At 44.7% G+C, this 19,426-nt stretch carries 11 protein-coding genes and 1 pseudogene; 7 read left to right on the top strand and 5 right to left on the bottom strand.

The annotated features are described in order from the left end of the window. Positions 1–81: 81 nt before the first annotated feature. Positions 82–276: a hypothetical protein gene (locus QUB10_RS24425; protein WP_333205818.1), complete on the bottom strand. Its 195-nt coding sequence runs from the start codon at positions 274–276 to the stop codon at positions 82–84. A 35-nt stretch (positions 277–311) separates the two neighbouring features. On the opposite strand from QUB10_RS24425, the gene QUB10_RS24420 reads away from it, so the two are divergent. After that, on the top strand, positions 312–1,394 hold the full coding sequence (locus QUB10_RS24420; protein WP_333041971.1) for a ParM/StbA family protein: 1,083 nt from the start codon (positions 312–314) through the stop codon (positions 1,392–1,394). 20 nt (positions 1,395–1,414) lie between these two features. After that, complete coding sequence (locus QUB10_RS24415; RefSeq protein ID WP_333205817.1) at positions 1,415–1,933, top strand: hypothetical protein; 519 nt, start codon at positions 1,415–1,417, stop codon at positions 1,931–1,933. A gap of 204 nt (positions 1,934–2,137) precedes the next feature. On the opposite strand, the gene QUB10_RS24410 is transcribed toward QUB10_RS24415, so the two are convergent. The 4 genes and pseudogenes from QUB10_RS24410 to QUB10_RS24395 all read right to left on the bottom strand — a co-directional run bounded on the left by QUB10_RS24410 (position 2,138) and on the right by QUB10_RS24395 (position 6,607). Beyond that, on the bottom strand, positions 2,138–3,061 hold the full coding sequence (locus QUB10_RS24410) for a hypothetical protein (protein WP_333205816.1): 924 nt from the start codon (positions 3,059–3,061) through the stop codon (positions 2,138–2,140). Between the two features lie 246 nt (positions 3,062–3,307). After that, a complete protein-coding gene (gene mgtE, locus QUB10_RS24405) occupies positions 3,308–4,705 on the bottom strand; it encodes a magnesium transporter (RefSeq protein WP_333205815.1) in 1,398 nt (465 codons plus the stop codon). Between the two features lie 180 nt (positions 4,706–4,885). Beyond that, positions 4,886–6,155 (bottom strand): annotated as a pseudogene (locus QUB10_RS24400) (RNA-guided endonuclease InsQ/TnpB family protein). Positions 6,156–6,244: 89 nt separating this feature from the next. Then, positions 6,245–6,607 carry a hypothetical protein gene (locus QUB10_RS24395; protein WP_333205814.1) on the bottom strand — a complete coding sequence of 121 codons (363 nt, stop codon included), beginning with the start codon at positions 6,605–6,607 and terminating at the stop codon, positions 6,245–6,247. A 569-nt stretch (positions 6,608–7,176) separates the two neighbouring features. On the opposite strand from QUB10_RS24395, the gene QUB10_RS24390 reads away from it, so the two are divergent. From QUB10_RS24390 to QUB10_RS24370, 5 genes are all read left to right on the top strand, one after another. Continuing rightward, positions 7,177–12,666, top strand: coding sequence for a PAS domain S-box protein (locus QUB10_RS24390; RefSeq protein ID WP_333205813.1), 5,490 nt, complete (start codon positions 7,177–7,179; stop codon positions 12,664–12,666). Between the two features lie 124 nt (positions 12,667–12,790). Continuing rightward, on the top strand, positions 12,791–15,886 hold the full coding sequence (locus QUB10_RS24385; protein WP_333205812.1) for a response regulator: 3,096 nt from the start codon (positions 12,791–12,793) through the stop codon (positions 15,884–15,886). A 10-nt stretch (positions 15,887–15,896) separates the two neighbouring features. After that, entirely contained in the window at positions 15,897–16,871 is a 975-nt protein-coding gene (locus QUB10_RS24380; RefSeq protein ID WP_333205811.1) for a diguanylate cyclase, read from the top strand. Positions 16,872–17,460: 589 nt separating this feature from the next. Continuing rightward, positions 17,461–18,090 (top strand): macro domain-containing protein, encoded by a 630-nt coding sequence (locus QUB10_RS24375; protein WP_333205810.1) that lies wholly within the window; start codon positions 17,461–17,463, stop codon positions 18,088–18,090. A gap of 579 nt (positions 18,091–18,669) precedes the next feature. Continuing rightward, positions 18,670–19,257, top strand: coding sequence for a hypothetical protein (locus QUB10_RS24370; protein ID WP_333205809.1), 588 nt, complete (start codon positions 18,670–18,672; stop codon positions 19,255–19,257). Positions 19,258–19,426 lie beyond the last annotated feature (169 nt).

Below are 19,426 nucleotides of genomic sequence, written 5' to 3'. Positions count from 1 at the left end.
CCTTGAATTGGGGACAGATCGGGTAAGATCGCGGTGTCGGAGAAGTGCGACAAAAGTTTACACTCAGAATCTTAACTAAATTTAACTTAACAATGCACTCTCAGGCAACAGAGCTTCGAGGACGATCGCTCCAGAAAAAGTTAGGTTAGTTACGGTAAGGGCGATCGTCCCGAATATAATGTTTGGTGCTGATTTCGATACCGATCTAGGTAGAGTTAGAAGAATCGCCGCAAAACCCACTGTCTTTAAGCGTGGCAGTGTCAAGGGATAAGGCATGATAATGGTGAGGCTCAGTGAGGTAACACATTTCAATGACAACTAGACAGCTTGTTCCTAATTCGGCTATGCTGACCCAGCAGACTAAAGTCGCTTCTAACAAATCGATTATTAGTGCTGATTTGGGTCGGACGGCAACTAAAGCTTGCGTGAGTCGCAACCCGAGTAGCGTTGTTTTCATCCCTGCCAACGTGGCTACTATGCCCGTAGAAAAGGTGCGGGGCGGCAGCTTTGAGTCCAAAGCAACAGACCCTCTGTTGGATATGTGGCTGGAGTACCAGGGCAAGGGCTACGCTATAGGTCAATTGGCAGCAGATTTTGGCGCTAATCTCGGTGGCGCCGACCAATCGAAAGTAGTAGATGCTTTGGTTAAGGTCTTTTCCTGTGCTGGATATTTCCAGATGAAAGGCGAAATAGCAGTTGTGCTGGGTTTGCCGTTTTATTCGCAGGATCAGTTTGAGAAGGAAAAGGAAGAGATTATCAGCCAACTGCGCTCTCCCCACGTTGTGGTGTACCGGGGCGAGCGGGTGGATATTAACATCAGTCACGTTTGGGTGATGCCGGAAGGGTTCGGCAGCCTGATTTGGTGCGAGGCTCAAGATAACAAGGAGTTTACGCCGGAGTTGCCGGAACTGTCGGTGGCTGTTGTAGATATCGGACACCAAACTACGGATTTGTTAATGGTCGATCGTTTCCGGTTTGCCCGGGCGGCTTCAAAGAGCGATTCCTTCGCAATGAACAAGTTCTACGAACAAGTTGCCTCAAAGATTCCGGGGGCAGACCCTCAATCTCTGTCTTTACTGGAAGCGGTGAATAAACCCGAAGGCCAGCGTTTTTACCGTCCCAGAGGAGCGACTAAGCCGACTAATTTAGATCCGATTATTAAGGATTTGCGGGAGGCTTTCGCTAACGAACTGTCCGAACGTTTGGTGCAGTGGTTGCCCGAACGTGTGACGGATGTGGTTCTGACTGGCGGTGGCGGCGAGTTTTTCTGGGAGGTGTTGCAACCTTTGCTTAAAGACGCCAATCTTAAGGCTCACTTGGCTCAGCCTTCCCGGAAAGCTAATGCTTTGGGACAGTTTATTTATGCTGAGGCTCAGCTAGCCACGATAAAGTAACGCATTAAGGCTTGAACCCTATGGCACTGTGGGCAAAAAATAAGGCGAATTTCTCGGTGGCGTTTACGGAAGATGCTGCGGATCAAACTTTGCTGGCCGCTATTGAAAAAGAGTTGGCTTTCACGAAGTATCAGACTTTCAGCAATCTCTGCAAGCAAGCTTTGTGGCAGTTTTTGTCTGTATCTGAGTCTGCTAGCTCTACACAGAGCTTTCAACGGTTGGAACAGCGTATTGCTGAACTTGTGGTAAAATTTGCTGAGTTTGAGCACAATGTTTCGGCAGAGGAATTAAGCCGTTTGGAGGGACTGGAACATCAACTGAGTCAACTCAGCGCGCAGTTGGATCAGTTGCAGGGGAGTGTTAACAGTAAGTTTGCTCAAGTTTCTTTTGCCCAAGTTTCAAAAGTAGTAGAGCCTGGCCCGATTGAGTCTGAGTCTGTGGCGGATGATAATGTAGTGCCTGATGCTGAAGTTGCTCCTCCTCGGAATTCCGATCCTTTGTTGGAGCGTTTAAGTTCTTTGTTACCCCAAGATTTCTAAAATGAGGTAGACCAAGGCTATAAAGCCTTGAGATGTAATGTTAGTGGCCCGCTGTTAGCAGCCGGTACTGAATACAGAAACAAAGCGATCGCTCTTTTGAAAAAAAAGGGCGATCGTTTTGTTATTTGTCAGTTGTCAGTTGACTGTTGACTGTTGTCTGTTTTCTGTTTTCTGTGGTTACCAATTACCAATTACCAATTCCCATTATTTGATTAAGCCTAATTTTTGTAAGCGCGAACGAATGGCACTAGGCTGTCGCTGAAATCTCTGAGCTAATTCGTCAATTTGTTGACCGCTAGCATATTCTTTCTTCAAATTTTCGTCTTCATCCTGACTCCACTTAACATAAGCTCTGGGATATTTCTGGCGAATTTTCTCATTCTGGGTTTTAGGTCGATAACCATTCTTTTGCTCGGCATTCAAACCAGAACCAAGCTGTGGGTTAATTTCCCCACCGCGACTAGCTAGCGCCTCTTGCACGCGGTTGGGAATCGCAGCAATTTCTTCTGAGATCTCAGCCAAAGCATTGTCTACTTTTTGCTGAAGTTCAGTTAGCTGGCGCTGCTGCAAATTGCCCCACTGTGGCAGTTCGTTGATAAACTGCTGCAAGTCCAGAATTATTGTTGTCAAAGTTTCGATTTGTTGCAACTCCGGTCGCTGTTTGAATTGGCGGCTGGTGAGTTCGATCTCGCTTTGAATCATTTTAATAGTTTTTTCTAAAATTATTAGTCGCTGGCGCAGGTTCTCAATTGCTGAAATTAGAGAGTGTACGTTTTCTCCAGGCCCAACATTGAGATTTTCGCGAGATGTTTGAGAAAGAGCTTCGTCTAAAGCATTTACAGCAAGTTGCAATTGCTCGATCGCGCGATCGGTAGTAGCTGCTTGTTGATTTACGCGATCGAACGTGGCCGCCGTACTTGCTTTAACTTGCTTGTGCAGCTTCTGTCGGTTCACAAAATTCAACACCAACGCAATCACTACAGGTACTTGAGCATAAACGCTCTGTTCCCAAACCAAACTAGCAGCCAATCCCACAGCAGAGGCAGCAATAAAAACCACTTCAGCAGTTTCTAACCAATTGCTCGACTTGGGATTTTGGATTTTGGTGGGTGAATTGGATGATGACATAGGCTAATACCATTTTAGATTTTAGATTTTAGATTTTAGATTTTAGATTTGGAATGACTGAGGAAGCTCGGAGTTTCGATCACGGGCCTATAGTTGCATTCTTTTTTTCAACTGGTGCAAGTATGCCGATAAAAATAAAGTACGCGCGAGTGCAGATATCCGGTATGTAATCGCACGTAGACCCCGAATTTAGCAGTGGTGAAAAACAGATTAAGTTTTTTATTCACAGCCATCTAATTAAATATATTAAAGCTGCAAAATTTGTCGAGCTAAAGTGAAATAAATCAACACCCCGAGGACATCAACTGCGGTAGTAATAAAGGGAGCAGACATTAAAGCGGGGTCTAAACCTAAAGAACGAAATAGAAACGGCAGAGCTGAACCGGCAATAGAAGCTAAAATTGCGATCGCAAACAAACTCACTCCCACCGCGAGTGCCACTTCTAAACTCCCTTGCAGAGTGTAAGCCCAGCCCGTCGCTACAGTCCCCAATATAGCTCCTAGCAGCGCTCCCGCCATCCCCTCGCGAACAATTACTTGAAACGGCCCCATTGCTGTAATTTCATCAGTGTTCAAACCGCGAATTACAACTGTTGAGGACTGAGCTCCGACATTGCCTCCAGTGCCAGTCAGCAGGGGAATAAAAGCTGCTAAGGCGACTACTTGGTTCAAAATATCTTCTTGAGCTCTAATAATTGCACCGGTGACAGTATTAGTTAAAAGCAGAACAAACAGCCACACGACCCTTTTCCGGGCAACAGTGATTAAATCGGTCTGAAAATAATTGTCGCCGCCGGACTGGACGCCGCCCAAGGTATAAATATCTTTGGCTGCTTCTTGTTCTAAAATGTCGATCGCATCGTCAACTGTAATGATGCCGACCAAACGCTGTTCGCGGTCTACAACGGGCACAGCTAAAAAATCGTAACGCTGGATCAGCCTAGCTACTTCTTCTTGATCCGTTCCTGTTTGAACAGAAACTACGTCGCGGGTCATAATTTCGCCGACAGTTTTGTCCAGGGGGGAAGTGACTAAATCCCGCAGGGATAAAATACCGGTCAAACTGCGTCCGGCGTCGGTGACGTAAAGAGAATAAATTGTTTCGGTAGTTCTAGCCAAAGAGCGAATGCGGTCTAAAGCTTGGGCGACGGTAAAGCTTTCTTTCAGAGAAATGTATTCCGGGGTCATGATCCGACCGGCGGTACTGGCTTCGTAGCCCAAAAGTTGAGCCGTTGCTTCTCGTTCCGTTGGGCTCAATTCCCCCAACAGGCGACGGACTAATATTGCCGGCAGTTCGTCAAAGAGTTTAGCTCGATCGTCCGGGGACATTTTGTCTACAATGTCAATGACTTCTTGGCGTTTGAATTTTTCGCAGAGGGACTGCTGAACGCTGGAGTCGAGATATTCGTAGACTGCGATTGCTTCGTCTTTGGAAAGCAAGCGGAAAGCTATTACTTGCATGGTTTCTGGCAGGCCTTCGATAGCTTCAGCTATGTCTGCTTCCTGCACCGGGTGCAAAATCGCTTTTGCTCCTTTAAAGTCTCCTTCTTCCAACAGGGCCCTTAACTGCGATCGAACTAATTCCCGCAGTTCTTTTCGCGCGTAGGTGGGTAGAGAAGACGATTGATAACTTTTTTCTGTCACTGATGACCCTCCTAAACCTGTGCTGCGCGCCTTCCTGAATCCAGTTTAGAGCGTATTGACGCCACTGGTTGCAGCGATCGGACTTGCCCTGACAAGATCCGCACCTTACCGCTATTCTTCTGGTGCGCGGCGAAAACCTTGCCCGATTTGGGTTCAAATAGCTGGTAAAAGTATAGTCATTTATTGCAATGACATGGGAGGCATCAGCCCCTCCCCCTTCGCTTTTACTTTGAGCGGATTGACCCGCCTCGGCTGAACTACGCAGCTCTCTATCAAGAAAGCTGAACGCATTTGGGATTGCTTTTCTGAGAATGTTGTAAGCACCGTTTACGTCAGAATTAATCAACTGATTACTCGATGTTTTGTACAAACCTCGCTTAATTCGTTTTCCGGTAAATACAGGTTCTGTTTCTATTTTTCCGTAAACAGGAATTGGGTCTAAGCCTAAGAAATTAGCTTTGGACGTGTAGGATTCCTCCTGCACGATCACCTTGATTCCAACCAAGAAAGCTTTGTATTCCAACATTTCAATTAATCGAGCGTGAGGAATACTGACAAAGTTTTGGTTAGTCTGCTTTCCAAGATTGATATCGGTTTTCCACTGGGCATTCTTGCCAATTACTAGCGTCCCTATTTGTTGCGCTGTCAAGATATCGACAATAGTGCGACTCGCATGATGCAAGTAATTGTCTACTTTCTGATTGCGACAGCGAGTTAGTCGCTGAATGCGTGATGAGGTTTTGCGACACCCTTTCAATTGGGATTGCAGTTTCGCTTTGCGCTTATTATAGAACTGGTTAATCGATTTTAACGGTCGCCCGTTAATCAACAGCGGAATAAATCCCGGTTGATTTGAAGTTAGCGCCACTAAATTATTCAGTCCTAAATCAATACCGGCTACGAATTTGTCGTCGCTGGCGCTGGACTCCGGCTCATCATAAATTACCTCAATCACATAGGAATCACATTTCGGAACCAACCTAACTTGACAAATCTGGTCAGGATCAACTTTAGTTCTAATTGAAAGTTCAGTACCGGAAAGTTTGATGATTCCGCTTTTCAACTGTTTGCTGCTAATCGCCTGAATCGTGTAGACGAGAAGGTTTCGCCCCTTAAGCTTATCTTTGTACTTTGGCAACTTTGGGTGACCCGTGAATCTAGAAGAGTCGGCTTTGTAAGCTTTGACGGCTTCAAAAAACGACTTCCAATTCCTATCTAGAACCATCAAGATTTGCTGACTAACTTTAGCAGGCAAAGCCTTATATGCTTCGTGAGACTTCATCAATCGGTTCATCTCGTTGTAATTGATATAGCCCCATCCGTAGATAAAGTTCTGACGAATGACGTAGTTAGCAGCATTGTACAGATTTTTGGATTTGAAAGCTAGTTGGTCAATAAGAGCGAAACGGTGTTCCGTTGATTTAATAATATGCCTCTCCGTTAGTTGCATCTGAGACTTCCGTGCTTTGAGTTGTACTTATTCATTAGTTGGCACTCATGGCTATATGATACCATTATTGTCTACAATTGCCTACAAACTCAATGAAGTTTTACAATACATTTATCTTGATCGGCGACACTCATCGGTAGGAAAGGAGAATTGCGCCCCAGCACTTTTTCCAACAAATTCGTCGAACTTTGATTGCGAATATAATTATTGACTGTTTCTTTCCATTCAGTGTCGCTTGCTGGCAGGATCATGCAGTAAGAAATGCAGGTTAAAGGCGGCTCCGGTATAACAGAATATTGGCTTTGAGTTAAACCCTGTGTCAGCGCTTCTCCTACTAACAGCATTCCGTCGCTAGCGAAGGCATCGATTGTTCCTGATACCGCATCTTTTACACCCGACTCTCTGCCCGTGATACCTTCATAAATTGCCTCTGAATAGTGTACAATTCTCAATAAACAGATGTGACATTACAAGGTGTGTAACAATGTGCGTATTGTGGGATAAAAATTCTCTGCGCTCCTAATATTATTACAAATTGTTTAAACTTGTATCTTTTTTTTAAGCATTTTGTCTTCTTTACCAAATCTTTATTTTTTTTGTATAGGGTCTTGTTATCGTTGCTTCAAGCGAGCTTACAGCACTTTGCAACAAGAGTGAAATACCCCTTAGTTAAAAAATAGGTATTTATGACACACTGCCCCTGCTGCTCGAATCAAATGCTCCGTCACGTTCGCGAGCATCAAATCTACTGGTTTTGCCGCCACTGTTGGCAAACAATACCTATTTACAATCTGAACAGATCTAGCTTATCGCCCTCTCTAAATTTAGTTAGACAGCTAGGGCTTAAGGAACAAGATTATTTATCGGTAGAATTTAACAGTTCTATTTAGGGCTGATCAAGTTTAGAGATTGTCCTAGCGTTAACGGGTTTTCACTCTCAAAACTTTGCTGTGTTGTATAATTAAATTGAAATTATCGCCCATTAAATTGAAGGCAGCTCTATTCAGAGAGCGCTTAATTTATGGCTATCACTCGACTCAACCTGATGATAACCTTATGCCAAAGACCACTTAAAAGATTGCTACCTCTTCTGCTTGGTGTGGTGGCTTCTCTTGCTGTTTTATTTACGTGGCAACAGCTAACCCTCAACGGACAAATTCACATTGAGCAGTTAATTCAGCAGGAAGCCAATGCGATTCATGCACAACTGACCGAAGAATTATCAATTCGGATGCTGACACTTCGGCAGATGGCGAATCGCTGGGAAGCCAATGGCGGTACACCAAAGGCTCTTTGGGAAGCCGATGCTGATGCTTATGTAAAGGATTTCTACGGTTATCAGGCGATCGCATTAGTCGATCCATCATTTAAAGTGCGATCGATTGTGCCACTGGCTGGGAATGAGGCAGCGCAAAACCTAGATCTTAATCAGGAACTGCGTCGCAAAATCACTTTGCAAGTGGCTCGTGATTTGCGTCAACCTATGTTAACTCGCAATGTTTCCCTCGCTCAAGGGGGTCAAGGATTTCTAGCAAGTTTTCCTTTATTTGTAGGGGAGCGGTTTGATGGGTTTATTGTCGGAGTTTTTAAGTTTAAAACTCTATTTGACAGTATTTTAAAAGTGCCTCCTGCGTACAAGGTGGCTATATATGATGGCACAAATTTGATCTACGGTCAAGAGTTTTTATCTCCTCATTCACGGCCTAAAACAGTTGTAATAAGAGCCTATAGTGCAGAGTGGCGAGTAGATATTTATCCCAACTTATATTTAGTAGGAAAAGAAGATTTTTATTTGCCAACAGTTGTGTTAATTGGTGGCTTAATTTTAGTGTGGCTGCTGATTTTGGTCGTGTATCTCGCACAAGTTAGTTATGGCAAAGTCGATAAATTCAAAAAAGCCAATCATCAGTTGCAATGGGAAATTCACCAGCGACAACAGGCAGAAATTGCGATCGCTCGACTAGCTGCGATCGTTGAATCTTCGGAAGATGCCATTATCAGCCAAGATTTAGAGGGTGTAGTTACAAGTTGGAATGTAGGAGCAGAAAAAATTTTTGGCTATACAGCGGCCGAAATAGTAGGGCAATCAGGGAGAAAACTGATTCCCGCAGACTATCGAGATGAGGAAAACGAAATTATCACCAAAATCCAGCGAGGAGAACGCATCGAACACTACGATACAAAAAGGCTGAGGAAAGATGGAACATTAATCGATGTCTCGATTAGTGTCTCCCCCATTAAAGACGAAACAGGGAATATAATTGGAGCCTCAAAGATTGCCCGGAATATTGCTGACCGCAAACAAGCAGAAGCAGCACTACGTCAAAGTGAAGAACGCTGGGAACTTTCTGTACGCGGGAATAATGACGGCATTTGGGATTGGAATGTTCAAACCAATGAGGTCTTCTTTTCTAGTCGCTGGAAGGAAATGCTGGGCTATGAAGACCATGAAATCAAAAACATTGTAGACGAATGGGTTAATCTGATACATCCCGATGATTTGGGATGGGTGATGCAAGCCGTTCAAGACCATTTTGCCAAGAAAACTCCTTTTTATATTACAGAACATCGCGTTCGCTGCAAAGATGGTTCCTACAAATGGATTTTGGATCGTGGTCAGGCACTTTGGGATGATGCCGGTAACGTAATTCGGATGGCTGGCTCTCACACCGACATTACGGAGCGCAAGCAAGCTGAAGTTGCTTTACTGGTAAGCGAAGCCAGATATAGGCAATTGATCGATAACTTAAATGCGGGTTTTGTGATTCATGGGACAGATACCTGCCTCCAATTATGTAATGAAACAGCCGCTGAATTACTAGGGTTTTCAATGGATCAAATGCTGGGAAAACCCGTGAGCGATCCGGCATTGCATTTGGTGCGGGAAGATGGCAGCGTGATGCCCCTAGAGGAATATCCCGTGAATCAGGTTTTATCCACGGGAACTTCCCTCAAAAATCATGTTTTAGGAATTAAAAAAGGAATTAATAGTTTTGTTTGGGTATTAGTTAATGCCTACCCGGAGTTAGATCAAAACGGTCAAATTAAACAAGTTATAGTTACGTTTATTGATATTAGCAAGCGCAAAAAAATAGAGCTGGAAATCCAAAAAACTCGCAATTTCTTACAAGCACTGTTGGATAATTTACCGATTGCGGTTTTTGTCAAGGATGTACATCCTAAAAATTTTGGTTTCATTCAGTTTTGGAATAAAACTAGCGAAAATTTATTTGGGATTTCAGCCGAACAAATCATTGGCAAAAGTGGCTATGATTTTTTCCCCATAGAACAGGCAAAATTTTTCGAGCAAAAGGATAGAGAAGTCTTTCTCAAGGGCATTGCTGAGGATATTCCTGAAGAAATCATCGATAGTCATAGTCTGGGTAAACGTTGGCTCCATACGGTGAAGATTCCCATTTACGACGATCGCCATCAGCCCCAGTACCTACTTTGTTTGTCTGAAGATATTACCGATCGCAAACAAGCAGAAGCAGAGCTTAGAGAACTGAGTGAGGTGATGCAAAATGCGGTGTCCGGCATTTCCAAACTGGATGTACAAGGACGTTACCTCTATGCCAATAAAGCCTATTCTGACGTGACAGGCTATCAGCCAGAAGAAATGATCGGGATGTCCTGGGAAAAAACCGTACATCCCGATGAGTTGGAAAAACTGGTGGCAGCCTATTGGCTGATGGTGCAAGAGGGCAGAGTTGAAGTTGAAACCAGAGGCGTTCGTAAAGATGGTTCGGTTTTTTATAAGCAATTGGTGATGATTTCAACTTACGACGAACAGCACCAATTTATGGGGCATTACTGCTTCATGAAAGATATTAGCGATCGCAAAAAAGCCGAACTTGCACTAGAACAGGAACTCCTGCGGAGTAAAACCTTCTTCAACACTTCAATGGACGGTGTTGTTGTCATGGATTGGATCGGAAAAGTTGTCGAAGCTAGTCCCAGTTTTGCTCAAATGCTGGGCTACACCTTAGAAGAAACCCTGAATCTGAGTGTGTTTGATTGGGATGCTGAATGGACGAAGGAAGAACTACAACTTATGCTCCAGAGAGAGGAGGTTATTCCGCTGTTTGAAACGCGACATCGCCGCAAGGATGGTTCTGTATATGACGTGGAAATTAGCTGGAACCGGGTGGAATTAGAAGGTGAGATGATGAACTTCTGTATCTGCCGGGATATTAGCGATCGCAAACGCAACGAAGCGGAACGCCAACAAGCAGAACAGGCACTCCGAGAGAGTGAAACTCGCTTCCAAGCCTTCATGAATCACAGCCCAGCCCCTGCCTGGATTACCGATAAAAATGGTGTAATGCTCTATGCCAGCCAGACTTATCTCAATACCTTCGAGTTACCCACTGACGATGTGATTGGAAAATCCATTTTTGAACTTTACCCCGCCGCCATCGCCCAACAATTTCTAGACAATATCCAAACGGTTGCTCAAACCTACGAGGTAATGGAAACGATTGAGATTGCCTCCCGTCAAGATGGAACCCTGGGTGAGTTTCTGGTTTACAAATTTCTCATCCCCGACTTATCTGGGCAAATGCTAGTAGGTGGTGTGGCGATCGATGTGACGCGACAGCATCAAGCTGAAACCGCTTTACAACTGAGTGAGGAACGCTTAATGCTGGCACTAGAAGCCTCTGGAGATGGACTATGGGATTGGGACATTAAAATTGGAGAAGTTTACATTAATTCCTACTACCAGGAGATGCTGGGTTACAAGCCTGGTGAGTTAATGATGAATGTGAACGTCTGGGAGCAAATGATTCACCCTGATGATAAATTATGGGTTTTTGAGTCTCTGAATAGTCACTTGCAAAATAGCTCAGTTAAGTATGCCTTTGACTATCGTGTGCGTTGCAAGTCAGGTGAGTGGAAGTGGATCGCTAACTACGGGAAAGTCGTTGCCTACGATGAAGATGGTAAGCCTTTACGGATGATTGGAACGCACAAAGACATCAGCGATCGCAAACAAAAAGAATTGGCACTGCAGCACGCAATGGAAGCCGCAGAAGCAGCGAACTTGGCAAAAAGTACCTTCCTAGCCAATATGAGCCACGAATTACGCACTCCCCTCAACGTGATTCTAGGATTTGCTCAGGTGATGGCCCATGACTCCTGCCTAACTCCGAACCAAAAAGAAGACCTGCAAACAATTCGTCGCAGTGGCGATCACCTCTTGAGTTTGATTAACGATGTGTTGGATCTCTCGAAAATTGAATCGGGACACTGCACAGTTGAACAAAGCGGATTAGACTTAATTGCGATGCTGCATTCCCTCCGAAATATGTTGGCGGAACGAGCAAGTTCTAAAGGACTTCACCTTTGTTTCGAGATTGCGCCAGAAGTTCCCCAATTTATGCTTGTCGATGCTCAAAAACTGCGCCAGGTTTTGCTCAATCTGCTGAGTAATGCCATCAAATTTACCGATCGGGGAAGCATTACTTTGCAAGTCAGCATTGAGGCGAACGGTACAGGGGCATTAACCACAACTCGGCCGATTCTCCAGTTTGTAATCGCTGACACAGGTGTAGGGATGGCATCGGTCGAACTCGATACCATCTTCGATGCGTTTGTGCAAGCCCAAGCTGGGAAGCGATCGACCGGCGGTACTGGGTTAGGTCTCACCATTAGCCGCAAATTGTTGGAACTCATGGGCGGAAAAATTTCTGTCAGCAGCACTCTGGGAGAGGGGAGTACCTTCACTTTTACCCTTCCCGTCAGCCCCATCAGTGGAGTAAATGTTACACCCGAAGAGAATAATCGCCTCGTGATTGGGCTGGCTCCCAGTCAACCGGAGCGTCGCATTTTGGTGGTTGACGATCAAGCAGAAAATCGCTTGCTAATGGTCAGATTACTGACACAATTAGGATTAGAGGTAAAAGAAGCTACCAACGGACAGCAAGCGGTGCAGATTTGGCAACAATGGCAACCCGACCTAACCTGGATGGACATTCGGATGCCCGTGTTAGATGGATACGAAGCTACCAAGCAAATTCGGGCAATGGAAAACAGACAGAACAGTATCATTATTGCACTTACGGCCCAAGCTTCCCAGAGCGATCGCGCCCTCGCCTTAGCTGCTGGTTGCAACGACTACATCAGCAAGCCCTTCCAGGAACAAACCCTATTTCTTAAGATGGCGGAATACCTAGGTTTAGAGTATGTATATCAGGAAGAGGAAACAGAAAAGGGGGAACGGGGAACAGATTATTTTCCTTCTTACCTCTCTTCTGTTGCCTCTTCCGTCCCAGATTCCCTCGATCCAACGCTTCTGGCGAAATTACCAAAAGAATGGGTGGTTGAGTTGGAAGATGCTGCTTTATGTGGGGATGATGTTGCGATCGTTGAACTGGTAGCTGAACTTTCCTCAGACCTCGCTCAATTGGGTATTTATCTGACGGAACTTGCCAACCAGTATCAATTTGAGAAAATCATTAATCTAATTCAAGACCATTTCCCAATTGGAATTTCTCCATTGGATTTATAAGCTGTTGTGCAATTAAACGTTTGATTAGGACTAGGGAATTAGGAACAGCGAACAAAAAGAAAATCTAAATTTTGGTAATTCTTGAAAAACATCCTTAATTTTTATTGTAAATAACTGACATAAAATGCCTCATAACGTTAGCCAAATCTCCCAAATCACTCCTTTTGATTTAACAAGTTTAGAGGAATGCAGTGAAGAATCCGTGTATGCTCCAGGTCATATTCAGCCACACGGAATCATTTTTTTGCTGCAAGGAAGCAGCCTCAATATTTTACAGGCCAGTGAAAATGTAGAACAGTTTTTTGGGATTTCGGCAAAAGAATTGCTAGGTCAGCCATTGCCAGGGTTATTTGGTCACGAGCAAGTACAAAAAATGGTCAGGTATCTAAATCAAGAAGACCTCAACATTCATAATAGTTTTGATCTAAAAATACCCCTAAAAGAAGGCAATGTTCAAACATTTAGAAGCACCCTGCATCAGATATCCGATGAGTTAATTCTGGAGATCGAACCCCAATTGACTATTGAAAATGATCGTTCAATCGATTTTTATCATCGTCTGCAAACAGTTATCCTCAACTTTCGCACTGCGCTCGGTCTTTCTGATTTAGCTCAAACCATTGCTAGAGAAGTGAAAGCCATGACCGGGTTCGATCGCGTGATGATTTATCGCTTTGAAGCCGATGATCATGGGGTGGTGATTGCTGAAGAGAAAGAAAGCTATCTAGAAAGCTACCTGGGGTTGCATTACCCGGCGATCGATATTCCGGTACCCGCCCGCAAATTGTTTTACCGCAACTGGGTGCGCCAAATTCCCAATATCAATTACACCCCGGCCCGCCTAATTCCCACCCACCATCCCCTAACCAATACACCCCAGGATCTCAGTGCTTGTGTGTTAAGGGGAGTATCTCCCTACCACATTGAATATTTGCAGAATATGGGAGTGGCTGGGACACTGACGATTTCGTTAATTGACGATCGGCGTCTCTGGGGATTAATTGCCTGTCACCATTACAGCCCGCGATTGGTAGATTACGAAACTCGCAAAACCTGTGAATTTTTAGGACAATTTGCCTCGATCGAACTGGTACATCAGCAAGAGCGAGAATTGAACGTTTACCGATCGCAGGCGAAAACTATTCAGGATCAACTTCAGCAGGCATTCCGGCGAGATTCTAATTTTATCGAACAGGTATTGACGGAAAATGCTTCTCAATTGCTAGATTTAGTTCATGCTCAGGGAGCTGCAATTCTGCTCGATGGTCGTCTGACATTGGTGGGTCAAACACCATCTGAAGCTGAGGTTGGCGAACTCGTGCAGTGGTTGCTGCAACAGAACAAAGAACGAGTGTTTGCAACAGCTTCTTTGTCTCAGTTTTATCCCCAAGCGAAGCAATTCAAAGAGCGAGCTAGCGGTGTTTTAGCAATCTCAATCTTGCTATGCTACGCCAAACAAAAGTCATACCATATCCTTTGGTTCCGACCCGAGCAAATTCAAACAGTAAACTGGGCAGGTAATCCACAGGATGCTGTGTCGATCGACGACATTGGAAAAATGCACCTGTGTCCCCGCCAATCCTTTGAACTGTGGCAAGAGACAGTGCGCCAGATGTCTTATCCGTGGCAGATTGCAGAGTTAGAAGCTGCCGCCGAAATGAGACATATCCTCATGCTGGCGGTGTTAGAATTTTCGCAAACTGCCCTAGAACACGCTGCAGAAAGGGCAGCTATAGCCAACCGTGCCAAAAGCCAGTTCCTTGCCAACATGAGCCACGAGCTCAGAACGCCACTCAACGCCATTCTGGGATTTACCCAGCTTATGAACCGCAGCCCCTATATCCCAGAAGAATTTCAAGAGCATTTAGGGATCATTACCCGTAGTGGAGAACACCTGCTGACATTGATCGACGATGTTTTGCAAATGTCTAGGATTGAAGCAGGGCAATTGGTACTGAGTAAAAGCTGTTTTAATCTGCATCGACTACTGGGTTCTATTAACGAGATGTTCACCCTCAAAGCGTCTGAGAAAGGGTTATATTTGAGCAGCGAGTGGGATGCTACTGTCCCGCGTTATGTCTGTGGCGATCGAGTAAAACTTCGCCAAATCTTGATTAATCTGCTTGGGAACGCGATCAAATTTACAACAACAGGAAGCATAGCCCTGCGCGGACGATCTTTTTCATCAGATGATATGCCATCCGGTACAAATGGCGATCGCGCCACTAATCAACCCGACGTTAAACCAACTATTACCCTGTGTCTCGAAGTTGAGGATACCGGATCTGGCATTTCTCCCTCAGATTTAGAATCTATTTTTGAGGCTTTCATGCAAACCGATCGCGATCGTCACGATCGAGGAACAGGTTTAGGACTGTCTATCAGTCGTGAGTTTGCGCGTCTGATGGGAGGCGATATCACCGTGCGAAGCACCCTGGATCGAGGCTCGACTTTTACCTGCCAAGTCGTTTTGGAACTACCAGAGTCCGTTGATGTAGAGGAACCTGAAATTAGCGATCGGATTATCGGGCTCGCACCTGGGCAACCTATCTACCGAATTCTAGTAGTAGAAGACGTTCCAGAAAATCGGCAACTGCTGGTGACGCTGCTGGAGTCAGTTGGGTTTGATGTGTGTGCGGTGGAAAATGGGGTAGAGGCGATCGATCGTTGGCTAACATGGCACCCTGACTTGATTTTGATGGACATTCAAATGCCTGTCATGGATGGTTATGAAGCGACGACACAGATTCGAGCACAACAGTCATTAGTCATGAGTCATGAGTCATCAGCAGATAACTCAGGGCAAATCTCACAGGACAAAAGACAAATTACACGCATAATTGCCCTCACTGCCTATGCTTTTGAGGACGATCGTATCGCCAGCCTGCAAGTCGGTTGCGATGACTACATTGCCAAGCCGTTTACTGAAGACACACTTTTCAACAAAATAGCTCATCACTTGGGCGTCCGCTACTGCTACGCCGAAAAAGTTCCGCCAGACTCATCAGCTTCGCCACCAAAGATATTTACTCCCGACTTGAAAACCATGCCCACCAAGTGGATTGCAGAAGTTCATGAAGCAGCACTCGATCTTAGTGATAATAAGCTTTATGAACTTATCGCTCAAATTCCCAAGGAAAAACAAGATTTCATCGAGGCGATGACATCTCTGGTCGATAACTTTCAGCTTGAAGCGATCGCAACTCTCACCCAGATTTAGGAAGAAGACCATGACAACTCTATTCAAACTTGCCGCCCAAACGAATATTCTCATCGTGGATGATACCCCAGACAATCTGCGCTTGTTAGCCAAAATTCTAGAGTCACAGGGCTATATTGTGCGTAAAGCCCTCAACGGCAGAATGGCACTCCAAGGTGTTCATCGCGACCCACCTGCTCTGATTTTACTTGACATCAATATGCCGGAGATGAATGGGTACGAAGTCTGCCAAAAGTTAAAAGCATCGGAAACGAGTGCTCAGATCCCGGTTATTTTTATCAGTGCGCTCGAACGACTGGAAAACAAGGTACGAGCCTTTGAACTGGGTGGCGTAGACTATATTACCAAACCCTTTCAAGAGCAGGAAGTGCTGATGCGAGTAAAAAATCAATTACTCATCCAACAGCAACGCCAACAACTGCTCGAACAAAATCAACGTTTAGAACACGAAATCCAGGAACGTCTGAGGGCAGAAGCAGAAGTAAGACAGCTATCCGTGACCGATGAATTAACTGGATTATATAACCGACGGGGTTTCTTTTTATTAGCAGATCAACAATTAAAAATTGCTCGGCGCACGCAAACATCTTATTTTATTTTGTTCGCTGACTTAGATGGTTTGAAAAAGATTAACGACACTTTAGGACACGAAATGGGAGACCGAGTAATCGTTGACGCAGCTCAAATATTGAAGCAAACCTTTCGTGAGGCGGATATTGTTGCTCGACTGGGAGGAGATGAATTTGCTTTATTTATTCCTAACTTTTCTGGTGATTCATCTACTAATTTTCATGCTCGGCTGCAAGACAATATAGATCGCTTTAATCAACAGTCCGAGCGAGCTTATATATCAATAAGTCTTGGTGTGCAGTTTGGGGATTTAAATAATGAAGTTTTATTAGAACAATTGCTGGCAAAGGCTGATAAACTGATGTACGAGCATAAACTCACCAAACGCTGTTTAAATCCTCAACCGTTCTTTTGAGAACAGCGATATAGCCTTTCTCAGTAACATGAGGTGCTCTCGCGGGCATAGGCCTCCGTGGCCTCCGTGGGCATCAGTTGCGAGCGGTGTGTACCTCATTTTATTGAGAACTGCGATATCGGAGGGGAGCATCTCAATGAAAGCAGCCAAGCCCAAAATTGGAGTTAGGAGCCCGGAGCCCGAAGCCCGGAGGAAAGAGTCAGAATTCAGGAGCCAGAAGAAGTGTTTTTACAAATATGAGATGCTCCCGATTGGAGCGCCATAAGCATTATTTATTAAACGTGAGTTCAACCGAGAAAGAGTAAACTGAAAACCAGATAGGGAAACAGCTTGCAGACTTTAGCGCCTCAGCGGGAAAACACGATGCAGTACAGCTCATCACACCTAAACCTGAGAGGGTGGCAACCCCGTTAAAAGGGCTCCCTGTATTAGGTTAAGGGTGTGTGCGTTCAAAAAATGTCGTAGCTATTGAACCTTTGCTCGTTGAAATTGAGATGAATTTTAAATTCAGCGGAATTATGTAAAGTATTGTAGGATTAAATTGGCGATCGCTCTAGCTGTTCGCAATTAAAATTAAGAGAGAGTATTTATGCAAATTGTGCTGGCTACCTTAGACGATGGTTTAGTTAGAGCGTGGGAAAGCACTTGCGGCAGTATGGAAAATGTAAAGATACATCACGGTTCAATATTTGATGTGAAATGCGATGCTATTGTTAGTCCGGGGAATAGTTTTGGTTTCATGGACGACGGCTTAGATTTAGAAATTTCGGAATATTTTGGAGGGCAGGTTCTTGAACGCTTGCAAAAACTAATTCAGGCTCGACATCACGGCGAACTTTTAGTAGGAATGGCAGAAATTGTAGACACCGACCATGCTGAAATTCCCTATTTAATCGCGGCACCAATTATGCGCGTCCCCACAGTTGTAAGAGAAACAGTAAATGTTTATCTAGCAACCCGCGCTATTTTGACTCTCGTAAAATTTGGCTCAGTCCCAGATGGAACGCCAGTCAAACATATCATTGAAACTATCGCTATTCCCGGCATGGGTACGGGAATGGGCAAAGTGCCTCCACATATCTGCGCCAATCAAATGAAAGTTGCACTCGAAGAGATCCTCTTATCTAAGTACGAATTCCCTCAATCTTTACTGCACGCTCAAAGATGTCACCACTTGTTATATACCGACGAAAGCGAAGATTTGCAGTGTGCAAATTGAAAGTATTAAATTTGCCCGTTTTATTGTGTTGAAAAACCAAGTTTATTAGTGTGTGTTTTGTTAGGTAGAGAGACTTATAGCAATCCTTGCAGGAGTCGTACACTTTTTACGCCACCCCAACCCTCCCCGAACCCAAGGTGAGGGAGTAAGAAATTTACAAATGATTTAGGATTGCTATATCACGGCAGGAGTCGTACACTTTTTACCCCACCCCAACCCTCCCCGAACCCAAGGTGAGGGAGTAAGAAATTTACAAATGATTTAGGATTGCTATATCACTAATTTAAGTGCGCTAAACCGTACCTACAAATTGGCGGTATCCTACACACGAGAGCAACTTTGGTAGATATAATGTAATAGAACTGAGGTCATTCCAACTAGGTAAGCGCGGATACAAAAGTTGATAAAGCTGGAATAAGAATTGCCTAGTTCTTATTAAATGCCAGAATTCGTTCTGGCGCTACACGTACAAAGTCTGTATAAAAGACCACAATTCTTTCTGGCGCTACACCTACAAAGTCTGCATCCAGGGACTGTGAGATTTTTTGAAAATGTTTACTACCACAGGAGAAGATTGAGATGACAGATCCAAAAGTAACCGAGGAACCAGTTTTAGAGGCAACTCTCGAAACGACGGAGCTCGTCAAAAAAGAGATGCCCGACGCGACTGATGAGGCGATCGCAGAAACTGCGGCGCTGTTTGAAGCAATTAAAAAACGCGCCACCGCCGAAGTGCAAGCAGCGGGCGAACTCACCCGCGAAGCTTATTTAAAAGCTGTCAATAAGGCCTCCGGGGCGATCGAAGAAAATAAGGATCTCGCCCACGAGAGATTCACAGAAGCAGTCAAGCTGATTAAAAAAGAAACTGAGAAAAATTGGCTGGTGGTAGATGCGATTAAAACGCGGGCGCAAGCGCAGGTGCAAGATGCCGGCGAAGTCAGTCGCGAAGCTTATTTGAAAGCAGTGCGACAAGCGCGAGAAGCGGTGGAACAAAATAAATTGATCGAACGCGATCGCATCGAACAAGCTGTTGACCACATTCACACGGAAGCTGAAAAGAATTGGCACCTTATTGTGAAGCAAATTGAGTCGATCGGCACTCGCTTGACGGATGCGGCTAAGTCTGCATGGACGGCGCTGACGGCGTTTTTTGACAAGAAGGATTAAACTCAGATATGACACCATTTTAAAGCACAGGCAAGATGCCTGTTCCACAAAGATTGAATTTTCTTGTGGCACAGGCATCTTGGCTGTTGATATTTAAAGCACAGGCAAGATGCCTGTTCCACAAAGATTGAATTTTCTTGTGGCACAGGCATCTTGGCTGTTGATATTT

The organism is Microcoleus sp. B5-D4 (assembly GCF_036705145.1).
Taxonomy (GTDB): domain Bacteria; phylum Cyanobacteriota; class Cyanobacteriia; order Cyanobacteriales; family Microcoleaceae; genus Microcoleus.
This window is presented reverse-complemented; position numbering and strand designations above follow the sequence as displayed.